Below are 12,364 nucleotides of genomic sequence, written 5' to 3' on the forward strand. Positions count from 1 at the left end.
AAACGAAAGTGTTAGGCGATGTTATTGCCTAGCACTGGTAACTCCGCGAAACAGTGTCATGTAAATGATGCACAGGTTTGGATGCGGATGAATAGAATGACGAAAATAGCTAGTTTTGCGATGATGGTGTTGTTGGCGCTTGGCGTTCCTGCATCTGCTGCTGAGAAGCTCTCACTGGATCAGATATCGGGCTATCTTAACGACATGACCACTGCGCGGGGTGAGTTCACACAGATCAATGCGGACCAGACTATTTCTACGGGCACGATTTACATCAAACGTCCCGGACGCATCCGGTTTGAGTACAGCCCGCCAGAGCAAACGCTTGTGATGGCAGGTGGTAGTCAGGTGGCGATCTTTGATGGCAAGTCAGCAAATAATCCCGATCAATATCCGCTGCGCCGCACACCGCTGAACCTTTTGCTGGAACGCAACGTGGATTTGGCAAAACGCGATATGGTTGTGGGACATGAATTTGATGGCACGGCGACGTTTGTGCGCGCACAGGACCCTGAAAATCCGCAATACGGCAGTATCCAACTTGTGTTCACCGACAGCCCAACGCAGCTTCGCCAGTGGATCATCACGGATGAGATCGGCTCAGAGACAACCGTGATCCTTGGTCAGCTTGAGACGGACATCCCTCTTGGAGCGCGCTTGTTCAGCATCCCCCAAGAGGCAGAAAATTGGAATTAGCGGTTGCGCGCTTATGCCTTGCCGCAGGCGCGGAGCTGACTGTCATACGTTACTGCGCGGTTACCGACTTCACGTGAGACCCGCAGCAACCACGGCTTGCGATTATAACTACCCCGCGCATATCCGGTACGGCCCTCATGATAGGCAAGGTATTGATTGCGAGCGTCGTTGAGCGGGATGCCCAAGCCATCGCGCGACTTAACCATGTACCACCCCATAAAGTCAGTAGCATCGCCAATACGGTCGCGGCGTGCAGCCCAACGGCGTTGCTCAGAGCGGTACTCGTCCCATGTTCCATCTAGCGCTTGGCTGTATCCATAGGCAGAACTTTGACGGCCCATCGGAATAACTCCAAGCGCATAACGATAGGGCGTGCGTGCGTTCGCGATGAACTTACTCTCTTGGTAAATGGCCGCCATTTGAACGGCGACAGGTACGCCCCACTTGCGTTCGGTTTTGCGCATCGCCGTCAGGTAAGACGGGCGCTGGTTGAGAATGCTGCAAGCATTATCAAGATTGCGCGGGGCTGAATAATTGCTGCTGCCGCACCCTGCGATTAGCACGCAAAACATCAATGCTCTGGATAGTCGTTTCATCTGCCTGTTCCCATTTTTATCGGGTTATGCGTGCAACATAACTCAATTAAGGGGTCCGCGAAACATGTTTTGGATTTCGCTACACTAGAAACGCCAATGTCAGCGGGATCGTGACCAACGACATCACTGTTGAAGCAACCACCAAGCCCGCAACGGCATCTGCGTCCGCACCGTATTTTTCTGCGAGTAGATAAGATGTCACTGCGACAGGCGTCGCGATTTGCACAATCAAAACTGCTGCCGCCGTGGATTCTAATCCAAACCATTGCGCGATAAGAGCCGCGGCGCCGACGCAGACCACAACTTTAAATGCTGACAAAATGATTGAAAGAGGAAGGTGCGCTGGCGTGAGGCGGGCCACGGCGACCCCCAAAGTGATCAGCATAATCGGGATCGCCATATCCCCAACAAGGCCCAAAGCGTTTGTCAGGAATGTTGGTGTTTCCCAGCCTTGCCACAAAAACAACGCACCCAAAATGGTGGCCGCTACGATAGGCTCCTTGAGGACCTTAAGCGGGGAGCCGCCCCCCGCGACCAACCAGATGCCAAAGGTGAACGAGTAGATTGCCATGATCGCGAAAACCACAACCGCATAGCCAAAGCCGGCCTCTCCAAACGCAAAAAGGCACAGCGGCAGTCCAAGGTTGCCAGTGTTGCCCATGATCAACGGGGCAAGATAGGTGCGCCGGTCGAGCTTGCCTATTGCGACCAGCCCCCAGCACAGCAGGGTTACCGCGCCATATGCCGCAACAGTTGCAAGAGACAGCAGCGTCAGCGCGTTCGGATCAATTTCGGTTTGCATCAAAGCAACAAAGATCAAGCAGGGCACAGATATGGTCATGGCCAGCCGCGTGACGAATTCGACACGATACTCAAAGCCCATTTTCACCCAAACAAAGCCAATCATGCCAAGGATAAATACCGGTGCTGTGATCTCGAGAACTGTTAATGCGAGGTTCACAAACTGTTTCCTTCGATTTGGGGTGCGGAGCCCTAGACTCACGTTGTCGCAAAGTTTAGGCAATGGCCTCGGGGGTTACAACGCTATGCTCAAAACGCGCGCAAAATACTATCTGGGCCAAATCGTTCGGCATAAAAACCACCCGTTCCGCGGTGTGGTTTTCGACGTGGATGCAGAGTTTGCCAACACCGAAGAGTGGTACGACTCAATCCCCGAGGAAAGCCGGCCTGTGAAGGACCAGCCTTTCTATCACCTTTTGGCGGAAAATGAGCAAAGTTACTATGTAGCCTATGTTTCCGAGCAAAACCTAATCGCAGACTACTCCGGAGAGCCAGTTGGCCATCCCGATTTGGACGAGATGTTTGGCCCCTTCAATGATGGGGCCTACCAACTGCAATACCAGCTAAACTAGCAGGTCAGATGCCCAAGGCGCATCCGTCTTTGCGCGGATCAGAGCCGCCTTCCAGCACACCGTTGTCATGCAGAAAAATCGCTTGCGCGCCGCCAATTGGGGTGTTTGGCACATCAACAGTATGGCCAAGGCTGGTTAGTTCGTTGCGCATATCGTCGCTGTAGCCGCGCTCAACCTTCAGGGTCCCTTTGTCCGCGAACGAACGGGGCGCATCAATGGCGTCTTGAACTGACATGTCAAAGTCGACCATGTTGCTGATCAAACGCGCATGCCCATTTGGTTGATATGCGCCACCCATCACGCCGAACGGCATAAGCACGCGACCTGCTTTTTTGACGATGCCCGGAATGATTGTGTGCATTGGGCGCTTGCCGCCCGCAGCCTCGTTTGGGTGACCTTCTTCAAGCGTGAAGCCAGCGCCACGGTTTTGGAACAAAACCCCGTAGTTGGGTGTGGCAATGCCAGAACCGAAACCGTGAAATACAGAATAGATCAACGAAACACTCATCCGGTTTTTATCGACTACGGTGATGTAGATCGTATCTTTGTGAACAGCTTCCGAGATGGCTTTGGGATCAGCCATCGCTTGTTTTGGATCAATCAGGTCGCACAAACGGTCGGCAGTATCTTGGGACAACAAATAATCGGTTGGCGTGCCTGTATCAGCAATGAACCGGTTGCGTGCGTCATAGGCAAGCTTTGCGATTTCGGCTTCAATATGCACGCGCTCTGCGCCGAACGGGTCCATGGATTTAATGTCAAAGCGCTTCATCATGTTCATCATGAGGATCGCTGTCGCACCATGTCCGTTTGGCGGGTGCTCGACCACTTCCAAATCACCGTAGGTGCCGGAAATGGGCTGTGTGTAATCGCACTGGGTGCTGGCAAAGTCGTCCATGGTGTGCGTGCCGCCAGCCGCATTTAGCGTCGCTACCATTTCTTCAGCGACTGCGCCTGTGTAGAAACCATCGCGGCCGTGTTCGGCCAAGTGGTGCAACAATTTCAGCTGTCGTGGGTCGCGGAATAGTTCACCGGTTTTGTAGACTTCGCCGCCCTTGAGGAACTGATTACGCGCGCTTCCCTGAAGTGCTTCAAGCCCCTCCGCCCAATCAAAGGCAACACGTGGCGCAACGGGTATCCCGTGCTCGGCGTAGTGCATAGACGGTTGCAGCAGAACATCCCAGGGTAGCTGCCCCCAGTCTTTGGAGAGCCGGGCAAAGGCATCAACAGCGCCGGGAATTGTGACGGCAGAAGCATCGCGGAGTGGAATAGTGTCATGACCCTCCGCGCGTAATTTAGCGGCGGAAAGGCCAGCGGGCGCGCGGCCTGATCCGTTCATGGCCTTGATGTCGTTGCTGTTTGGCGGCGTGAACAGAACAAAGCAATCGCCGCCTAGCCCGGTCATTTGTGGTTCACACAGTCCCAGTACAATTGCTGCAGAGATAGCTGCGTCCATCGCGTTGCCACCCTTTGCAATGATATCAAGCGCGGTTTTGCTACCGATTGGGTGGGATGTTGCCACCATCGCATCTTGCGCGAAAACGGAAGAACGGTGTGGTTTGTGGAAATCGCGCATGACGTGCCTCGCTTATGATCTGGTTGAGCAGACATTAGGCTAAATCCTTGGCTCGTCTATGGGGCTTTCAAATTAATGTGGTGTGGGCGCTGGCACCTTGGTGATGACAAAGCTTAGGTGGTTTGTGCCGTTGCTGCGCTTGTACTCAAGATTGTCAGCCAAGGTGTTGATGATGATTAGGCCGAAACCACTTTCAGGTAGGCGACTTGCCTCAGGTGTAGCTGCTTCAGTTGGCAGCTGCACAGCCTCGGGACTGGCCATGCCTTTGTCAAATACGTGAAACTGCCACGCCCAAACCAGATCATCGGCCATGACATTGATCGTGCCACAATCTGTGTTGCTATAAGCGTGCTCACTGATGTTGTTGAGAATTTCTGCCAGTACTAATTCGGCAATGGTAATTGTTTCGGCGCCACCCAGAGTGCGTTCGGACAGTTGCGTACGAATGCTACTCAGCACGCGCCGAATACCTGCCGGAGTGGCTTCACACTGCACTTCAAAAAGCATATTAGACGCCTCAACGGGGCGTGGTTGGCTCAAAGCTTTTTCACACATCTGCGGGATACGTCACTGGCAGTTGTTTGTGAATTTTGAAAACAGTATCCATGCGGGTCAGGCTGAAAACCTTTTCGACAGCTGAAGACAAGCAGGCAAGCTCTAACGCTGTGCCATCTGGCATTTGTTTAAGTGCCGCAACGATCGCACCAAGCCCGCTGGAATCAATGAATGTTACTTCGCTAAGATCAAGTATCGCACGGCCTGTCTCGTCTTGTGTGGCGGCTCTCATCGCGTCTTTGAATGCAATCGCCGCCATCGCGTCAATCCTTGCCTCTTCGACGCGCAAGATCAGCCCTGCTGGCGTCGTTGTTTGTGTTAGTCTCACCTTTTGCCCTCCGGTTCACCCTGTGGACGGGTGTAAAGGCGCAACTGTTACTAATTCCTTTCTTGTGTCCGCGTGATCCGCAACGCATTTATCTAAAATGATCACCAAACCGGAGCCGCCCGTCATGATTGATTATCCCGCTTTGCACAAAACCATTGATGCGCTGACTGAAGGTGAAACAGATGAGATTGCTCTGATGGCGACAGTCGTGTGCGAGGTGCATCACGCGGATGATCGGTTTGATTGGACTGGGTTTTACCGCGTGACAGAACCCGAAGTTTTGAAAATCGGTCCCTACCAAGGTGGGCACGGATGCCTAAAGATTCCGTTTTCTCGGGGTGTTTGTGGCGCTGCAGCGCGTCTTCAATCCCCACAGTTGGTTGCGGATGTTCATGCGTTTGAGGGGCATATTGCATGTGCGTCTTCCACGCAGTCTGAGTTGGTTTTGCCCGTCTTTGATGGGCATGGTGCGCTTTTGGCGGTGTTCGATTTGGACAGCGATCAGCCTGCTGCTTTTACAAATGAAGACGTTCAGCAGATGACATCTTTGCTGCACCGCGTTTTTCAAAAAGTTCTTTAGCCAAGTGAAATTTTTATCTTGGCAAAGCCAGAATTTTCCGGCTACGTGAAATAACGCATTATTTTTTCACGAAGAGGTTTGAGTCGTGCGACATGAACAGCCAGTCAAAACGCTTGGCGCTGACTTAAGAGCCCTGCGCAAAGCGCGAGGTATGAAGCTGCAAGATCTTGCGGATACGCTTGGTCGCTCTGTCGGCTGGGTGTCGCAGGTTGAGCGCGATATGTCTGAGCCTTCAATCAATGATTTGCGTGACATGGCGCGTGCACTTGATGTGTCTGTGTCGTCTTTGTTTCGCGTAAATGCAGCCCCCGACGAGGAGGGGCTGATCGTTCGTGCGGGCGCGCGCCGCCCAATCGGATCACGCGCCGCCGGTCTGGTTGAGGAGCTTTTGTCGCCTGATCTTAGCGATGACTTTGAGGTGGTGCATTCAAGCTTTGCAGTGGGCGCCGTTCTTGAGCAGTTCGTCGAGCGCCCGACGCAAGAGGTTGGATATATTGTGCGGGGCAAACTTGACGTAACCATCGCGGACAAGACGTTTACCCTTTCAAAAGGGGACAGCTTCCGCGTGAAGGGTCAACCTTTTCGGTGGGCGAACCCCTACAGTGAAACATGTGAGGCGGTCTGGGTTATCGCGCCACCGGTTTATTGATGCGCGGGTCATGCCTGTGCGGGGGCTGCAGTTTTGAAGTGACTGAACCCGTCATGCGAATGGCGGCATGTCACTGCACACAGTGCCGCAAGCAATCGGGCCACTATTGGGCGGCGGGCCAAGTAAGCGACACAGGTATTTCAATCACTGGCGCGGTGTCGTGGTTTGCGTCTTCGCAGACAGCACAGCGCGGCTTCTGCCCGACCTGCGGCAGCGTTTTATTTTGGAAACTAGCTGGCGAGCCAAGCGTTAGTTTCTCGCTTGGGGCCATTGATGGGCCAACCCAGGGCCAGCTTGATGAACACATACACGTAGGCGCCAAGGGCGACTATTACACAATCGCGGATGATTTACCGCAAAGGGAGAACTAGACATGGCGGATTTTCCAACGACAGCGCGGGTTGTTATTATTGGGGGCGGTGTTGTGGGTGTCTCCACACTTTACCATCTTGCCAAAGAAGGTTGGACGGACTGTGTGCTTCTGGAAAAGAACGAGCTGACAGCGGGTTCGACATGGCATGCGGCGGGCAACTGCCCCAACTTTGCGCCCAATTGGGCCGTGATGAATATGCAGCGCTATTCGCTTGAGATGTACCGTGGCCTCGCGGATGAGGTCGACTACCCGATGAATTATCATGTCACGGGTGCGCTGCGTTTGGGGCACACCAAAGAACGTGCCATGGAGTTTGAAAAAGTTGCTGGACAAGCCCGCGCGATGGGCTTGCAGATGGATATGATCACCCGCGAAGAGATGAAGGATTATAACCCCTTTGTTGAGACGCATGATCTTGAAGGTATCCTTTGGGACCCGCTTGACGGTGACATTGACCCCGCACAACTGACCCAAGCACTTGCCAAAGGTGCGCGCGATTTGGGAGCCAATATCCAGCGCTTTTGCCCAGCGACAGGTGTATCACGTGATGGGGATGAGTGGATCGTTCACACGGAAAAAGGCGATATCCGCTGCGAGAAAGTTGTGAACGCGGCGGGGTATTATGCAGCGCGTGTGGGTGAGTGGTTCAAGCCTTTCGGTGGCCGCGATGTGCCGTTAACGGTGATGTCACACCAATATTTTCTGACCGAAGAGATTGACGAGATCAAACAGTGGACCCAAGAAAATGGGCGCAAGACACCAATGATACGCGACGTAGATAGCAGCTATTATCTGCGCCAAGACAAAAACGGTCTGAATCTTGGACCATATGAATTCAACTGCAAAGCGCATTGGACTACCAAAGAAGATCCAATGCCGCACGATTTCAGCTTCCAGCTGTATCCCGATGATCTGGACCGCTTGGAATGGTACATTGAAGACGCGATGGAGCGCGTGCCTTTGCTTGGGACCGGTGGCGTTGGCCGCAACATTAACGGCCCAATTCCATATGCGCCTGATGGCTTGCCGATGATAGGTCCGATGCCTGGTGTGCAAAACGCCTTTGAGGCGCACAGCTTTACATTTGGTATCGTGCAAGGTGGTGGAGCAGGTAAAGCGATGGCCGAGTGGCTGATCCACGGAGAAACCTCAAACGATATGTGGGCCGTTGATCCCCGCCGCTACACCGCGCACGCTGATTTCGACTACAACTTGCAAAAGTCGCTCGAGACTTATGGCCATGAATACGGAATGCATTTCCCGCACAAAGAATGGCCTGCAGGGCGTGACAAAAAGCTGTCACCCAATGATGCGACCGTTCGCGCAAACGGCGGTGTGATGGGAGCTTATAACGGTTGGGAGCGTGCGAACTGGTTTGCCAAAGACGGTGATGATACCTCAATAGAGAGTACAGAAACATGGGACCGCGCAGGTCCATGGGAACCCCGCATCAAAGCTGAAGTAGAGGCGGTGCGTGACGGTGTAGGTGTTCTGGATTTGCCCGGGTTTTCGCGGTTCATCCTTAAGGGCGAAGGTGCTGCTGAGGCGCTTCGATCCACAATCACGGGCGCCTTGCCAAAGACTGGCCGGATGAACCTGGCGTATTTCGCAGACACCAAAGGCCGCCTTCTTACTGAGATGTCTGTTGGCCGTTTAGGCGAAGACGAGTTTCAACTTATCACCGCAGCACCTGCGCAGTGGCATGACTTTGAAGTGCTGCGTGACCGGTTGCCTGATGGTCTTGAGTTGGTGGATGTTACGGATGACTATTCGACCCTCATCCTAACGGGACCGAAGTCGCGCGAATTGTTGGCTGGCTTGACCGATGGTGATCTGTCGTTGGGGTGGCTAACGATCCAAGATGCAACTGTGGCTGGTGAACAGGCGCGTTTGATCCGTGTTAGCTTCGCTGGTGAATTGGGCTGGGAAATTCATGCACCGATGGGCAGCATCAAGGCCATCTATGACGCTGTGCTTGCTGCCGGTGCAACGCCGTTCGGGATGTATGCGCTTAACAGTATGCGGATCGAAAAAGGTTACCGTGCGTGGAAGGGTGATCTCTCGTCAGACTACACAGTGCTTGAAAGCGGGATGGAGCGTTTTGTGCGCCTCGATAAACCGCAGGACTTCGTGGGCAAAGCGGCTATCGCAGCAGAGCACCAGCAGGGGCGTAAGAAAGCTTTCGTCACCATGACTGTCGAGGCGGGCGAGCAAGACGCACCCTATATGGCGCCGGTCTATGCAAATGGTGAAGTGGTCGGTGAAGTCACATCTGCCGCTTATGGTTACCGGTGTGATCAGGCCATTGCGCTGGGCATGGTTCGCATTGATGCGGCGGTTGCTGGTACTCAGCTTGAGATTGATGTCTTCGGCAAGCGTATGGCGGCAGTGGTGCAAGAAGATCAGCCCCTTTGGGACCCTGAGAACGCTCGCATCCGCGCGTAATTTATTTGGCTTCGGCGCGGCCACTCGGGGCTGCGCCTTTCATTTTCATTATCTTTAAGGATCCTTCTGATGAGCCTTCCTGAAAAAGCCCGCGTTGTCATCATTGGCGGTGGCGTAATTGGTTGTTCTGTCGCCTATCACCTTGCGAAAAAAGGGTGGAAAGACATTGTCTTGCTTGAGCGAAAGCAGCTGACGTCTGGCACAACGTGGCACGCAGCGGGCCTGATTGCGCAGCTCCGTGCAACGGCTAACATGACGAAATTGGCTAAATATTCCCAAGAACTTTACGGCGAGCTTGAAGCAGAAACTGGTGTTGCTACGGGCTTCAAACGCTGTGGTTCAATCACGGTTGCGCTGACTGAAGAGCGGCGTGAAGAGATCTACCGCCAAGCTGCAATGGCGCGCGCTTTCGGTGTTGAGGTTGAGGAAATCTCTAACGAGCGTGTCCAAGAGCTTTACCCGCATATCAACCTCGATGGGGTTGTCGGTGCAGTTTATCTGCCCAAGGACGGGCAGGGCGATCCGGCCAACATCGCACTCGCGCTAGCTAAGGGCGCGCGTCAGAACGGCGCGCTTATTAAAGAACGCGTTAAAGTGACTGGCATCGCCAAAGAAGGACAACGCGTCACCGGTGTCGATTGGCAAACTGAGGATGGAAATACCGGTCATATCGAAGCAGACATGGTCGTAAACTGTGGTGGCATGTGGGGCCGTGAGGTTGGTAAAATGGCGGGCGTTTCGGTGCCGCTTCATGCTTGTGAACACTTCTATATTGTCACTGAAAACATTCCCGACATGACGCAGCTGCCCGTCCTGCGGGTGCCTGACGAATATGCGTATTACAAAGAAGATGCCGGTAAGATTTTGCTTGGTGCGTTCGAGCCCGAAGCCAAACCTTGGGCGATGGATGGCATTCCTGAGGATTTCGAATTTGATCAACTGCCCGAAGATTTTGATCATTTTGAGCCTATTTTGGAAAAAGCCGTGGACCGTGTGCCGCTGCTTGCTGAGGCGGGTATTCATACATTCTTTAACGGCCCGGAAAGCTTTACGCCCGATGATGCGTATCATCTTGGTCTTGCGCCCGAGTTGGATAATTTCTGGGTGGCATGTGGTTTCAACTCGATCGGCATTCAATCTGCTGGTGGGGCGGGTCACGCGTTGGCTGAGTGGATGGATAGCGGTGAAAAACCGTTTGATCTGGGTGATGTGGACATTGCACGGATGCAGCCGTTTCAGTCGAATGCGAAGTATTTGTATGAGCGTTCCAAAGAAACGTTGGGACTGCTTTACAAGGATCACTTTCCGTTCAAACAAAAAGAAACAGCACGCGGTGTGCGGCGCTCACCTTTCCATAACCATATGACAGAACGTGGTGCGGTGATGGGTGAGTTTGCTGGCTGGGAACGCCCCAACTGGTTCGCTCGTGAAGCGCAGGAGCCTGCGTATGAATATAGCTGGTCGCGTCAAAACTTCTTTGACAATGTCCGCGAAGAGCACATGGCCGTGCGTCAAAACGTGGGCATGTACGACATGTCATCATTTGGCAAAATCCGCGTTGAGGGGCCAGATGCCGAGGCGTTCTTGAACTATGTCGCTGGCGGTAATTATTCGGTACCTGTTGGCAAAATCGTCTATACGCAGTTTTTGAATAACCGCGCCGGCATTGAGGCGGATGTGACTGTAACACGCCTTGGCGAGACATCCTATTTGGTCGTGACGCCTGCTGCGACACGTCAGGCGGATCAGGTCTGGCTGATGCGTCACCGCGGTGATTTCAACGTTGTGATCATGGATGTTACTGCTGGTGAAGGTGTGCTGGCAATTATGGGGCCGCGCTCTCGTGAGTTGTTGCAGGCTGTATCGCCGAATGACTTCAGCAACGAAGTAAATCCCTTTGGCACTGCCCAAGAAATTGAGATCGGCATGGGCCTCGCCCGCGTTCACCGCGTCACATATGTCGGTGAGCTTGGGTGGGAAGTCTATGTCTCTGCGGATCAATGCGGTCATGTTTTTGAGGCGGTCGCTGAAGCCGGATTTGACCTTGGCGTGCGCCTATGCGGGATGCACATGATGGATACCTGCCGGATTGAGAAAGGCTTCCGGCACTTTGGCCATGATATTACTGCTGAGGATCACATCCTTGAAGCGGGGCTTGGCTTTGCGGTCAAAAAGGACAAAGAAAACTTCATTGGTCGCGATGCAATTTTGCGCAAACAGGACGCGGGCCTTGAGAACCGTTTGGTGCAATTCAAACTGAACGAGCCAGAGCCGCTGTTGTATCACAACGAGCCTATTTTACGCGATGGTGAGGTGGTCGGATATCTTTCCTCTGGCGCCTACGGTCACAACGAAGGAGCCGCAATGGGCATGGGCTACGTGCCGTGCAAAGGTGAGACCGCTGCTGAGATGCTCGGTTCAAAATTTGAGATCGATGTAGCCGGTGTGCGCGTTGAGGCGACAGCACAGATGAAACCTTTCTACGATCCGAAGTCAGAACGGGTTAAGGTCTGAGATAATTCAGTGTAAAGGCGGGGCATGAGTGATACCTATGCCCCGCCCGATATCCCGCTAGAGATCTTGCACGACGATCATGAGATTGTTGTGGTGAACAAACCTGAGGGTTTGTTGAGTGTTCCCGGCAAGGGTGAACATCTGGCTGATTGCCTTGAGGCGCGGGTCCGTGCGGTGTTTCCAACAGCGTTGACGGTCCACCGGCTTGATCGCGACACGAGTGGCGTCATGGTGTGGGCGCTGACTCCTTATGCCCAACGTCATATCAACCTGCAGTTTGAAAAACGCCGCCCCAAAAAGACGTATGTTGCGCGGGTGCATGGCAGTGTTGAGGGGGACGAGGGCACTGTAGATTTGCCGATGATCGTCGATTGGCCAAACCGCCCGCTACAGAAGATTTGTCATGAGATGGGCAAGCCTGCGGTCACCAATTGGAAAGTGATTAAGCGCTTGGACGGCGAGACGCGGCTGCGCATGTTCCCGCAAACGGGCCGGTCCCACCAGTTGCGCGTTCACTGCCTTAGCATGGGAAATCCGATTATTGGCGACCCGTTCTATGCGCCTGAAACAGCGGCAGAATATCCACGTATGATGCTGCACTCAGAGGTGTTGGAATTGCACCATCCCGACGGTGGGCAGCGTCACCGTTTCCGCGCAAAGGTCCCATTTTAGGCAGCGG

13 protein-coding genes are annotated in these 12,364 nt (G+C 53.7%); 8 read left to right on the top strand and 5 right to left on the bottom strand.

Annotation, left to right across the window (positions count from 1 at the left end):
- The first annotated feature begins 96 nt into the window (after positions 1 to 96).
- Entirely contained in the window at positions 97 to 696 is a 600-nt protein-coding gene (locus tag OLX08_RS08780; RefSeq protein ID WP_391480943.1) for a LolA family protein, read from the top strand.
- Positions 697 to 707: 11 nt separating this feature from the next.
- On the opposite strand, the gene OLX08_RS08785 is transcribed toward OLX08_RS08780, so the two are convergent.
- Together OLX08_RS08785 and OLX08_RS08790 are read right to left on the bottom strand one after the other, a co-directional pair.
- A complete protein-coding gene (locus OLX08_RS08785) occupies positions 708 to 1,292 on the bottom strand; it encodes a lytic transglycosylase (RefSeq protein WP_391480944.1) in 585 nt (194 codons plus the stop codon).
- A gap of 79 nt (positions 1,293 to 1,371) precedes the next feature.
- Positions 1,372 to 2,253, bottom strand: coding sequence for an AEC family transporter (locus tag OLX08_RS08790; RefSeq protein ID WP_391480945.1), 882 nt, complete (start codon positions 2,251 to 2,253; stop codon positions 1,372 to 1,374).
- A gap of 85 nt (positions 2,254 to 2,338) precedes the next feature.
- Here OLX08_RS08790 and hspQ point away from each other — a divergent pair, with 85 nt between their 5' ends.
- Positions 2,339 to 2,665 (top strand): heat shock protein HspQ, encoded by a 327-nt coding sequence (gene hspQ, locus OLX08_RS08795; protein WP_048598704.1) that lies wholly within the window; start codon positions 2,339 to 2,341, stop codon positions 2,663 to 2,665.
- Between the two features lie 4 nt (positions 2,666 to 2,669).
- On the opposite strand, the gene OLX08_RS08800 is transcribed toward hspQ, so the two are convergent.
- From OLX08_RS08800 to OLX08_RS08810, 3 genes are all read right to left on the bottom strand, one after another.
- Positions 2,670 to 4,241, bottom strand: a complete 1,572-nt coding sequence (locus OLX08_RS08800; RefSeq protein ID WP_391480946.1) for a gamma-glutamyltransferase family protein — start codon at positions 4,239 to 4,241, stop codon at positions 2,670 to 2,672.
- 72 nt (positions 4,242 to 4,313) lie between these two features.
- A complete protein-coding gene (locus OLX08_RS08805; protein ID WP_412535649.1) occupies positions 4,314 to 4,748 on the bottom strand; it encodes an ATP-binding protein in 435 nt (144 codons plus the stop codon).
- A gap of 40 nt (positions 4,749 to 4,788) precedes the next feature.
- Entirely contained in the window at positions 4,789 to 5,124 is a 336-nt protein-coding gene (locus tag OLX08_RS08810; RefSeq protein ID WP_391480948.1) for an STAS domain-containing protein, read from the bottom strand.
- Between the two features lie 97 nt (positions 5,125 to 5,221).
- Here OLX08_RS08810 and OLX08_RS08815 point away from each other — a divergent pair, with 97 nt between their 5' ends.
- The 6 genes from OLX08_RS08815 to OLX08_RS08840 all read left to right on the top strand — a co-directional run bounded on the left by OLX08_RS08815 (position 5,222) and on the right by OLX08_RS08840 (position 12,357).
- Positions 5,222 to 5,704 carry a GAF domain-containing protein gene (locus OLX08_RS08815; protein ID WP_391480949.1) on the top strand — a complete coding sequence of 161 codons (483 nt, stop codon included), beginning with the start codon at positions 5,222 to 5,224 and terminating at the stop codon, positions 5,702 to 5,704.
- Between the two features lie 85 nt (positions 5,705 to 5,789).
- A complete protein-coding gene (locus OLX08_RS08820; protein WP_048598709.1) occupies positions 5,790 to 6,353 on the top strand; it encodes a helix-turn-helix domain-containing protein in 564 nt (187 codons plus the stop codon).
- Positions 6,354 to 6,406: 53 nt separating this feature from the next.
- Positions 6,407 to 6,724 (top strand): GFA family protein, encoded by a 318-nt coding sequence (locus tag OLX08_RS08825; protein WP_412535650.1) that lies wholly within the window; start codon positions 6,407 to 6,409, stop codon positions 6,722 to 6,724.
- A 2-nt stretch (positions 6,725 to 6,726) separates the two neighbouring features.
- A complete protein-coding gene (locus tag OLX08_RS08830; protein ID WP_391480952.1) occupies positions 6,727 to 9,171 on the top strand; it encodes a GcvT family protein in 2,445 nt (814 codons plus the stop codon).
- Between the two features lie 69 nt (positions 9,172 to 9,240).
- Positions 9,241 to 11,685, top strand: a complete 2,445-nt coding sequence (locus OLX08_RS08835; RefSeq protein ID WP_391480954.1) for a GcvT family protein — start codon at positions 9,241 to 9,243, stop codon at positions 11,683 to 11,685.
- A 24-nt stretch (positions 11,686 to 11,709) separates the two neighbouring features.
- Complete coding sequence (locus OLX08_RS08840; RefSeq protein WP_391480956.1) at positions 11,710 to 12,357, top strand: pseudouridine synthase; 648 nt, start codon at positions 11,710 to 11,712, stop codon at positions 12,355 to 12,357.
- Positions 12,358 to 12,364 lie beyond the last annotated feature (7 nt).

Source organism: Nereida ignava (genome assembly GCF_047114695.1).
Classification (GTDB): domain Bacteria; phylum Pseudomonadota; class Alphaproteobacteria; order Rhodobacterales; family Rhodobacteraceae; genus Nereida; species Nereida ignava.

Coding starts and splice junctions, on each gene's coding strand:
- OLX08_RS08780 (WP_391480943.1), top strand. CDS start 97: ATGACGAAAATAGCTAGTTTTGCGATGATGGTGTTGTTGGCGCTTGGC.
- OLX08_RS08785 (WP_391480944.1), bottom strand. CDS start 1,292: ATGAAACGACTATCCAGAGCATTGATGTTTTGCGTGCTAATCGCAGGG.
- hspQ (WP_048598704.1), top strand. CDS start 2,339: ATGCTCAAAACGCGCGCAAAATACTATCTGGGCCAAATCGTTCGGCAT.
- OLX08_RS08800 (WP_391480946.1), bottom strand. CDS start 4,241: ATGCGCGATTTCCACAAACCACACCGTTCTTCCGTTTTCGCGCAAGAT.
- OLX08_RS08805 (WP_412535649.1), bottom strand. CDS start 4,748: ATGCTTTTTGAAGTGCAGTGTGAAGCCACTCCGGCAGGTATTCGGCGC.
- OLX08_RS08815 (WP_391480949.1), top strand. CDS start 5,222: ATGATCACCAAACCGGAGCCGCCCGTCATGATTGATTATCCCGCTTTG.
- OLX08_RS08825 (WP_412535650.1), top strand. CDS start 6,407: ATGCGAATGGCGGCATGTCACTGCACACAGTGCCGCAAGCAATCGGGC.
- OLX08_RS08830 (WP_391480952.1), top strand. CDS start 6,727: ATGGCGGATTTTCCAACGACAGCGCGGGTTGTTATTATTGGGGGCGGT.
- OLX08_RS08835 (WP_391480954.1), top strand. CDS start 9,241: ATGAGCCTTCCTGAAAAAGCCCGCGTTGTCATCATTGGCGGTGGCGTA.
- OLX08_RS08840 (WP_391480956.1), top strand. CDS start 11,710: ATGAGTGATACCTATGCCCCGCCCGATATCCCGCTAGAGATCTTGCAC.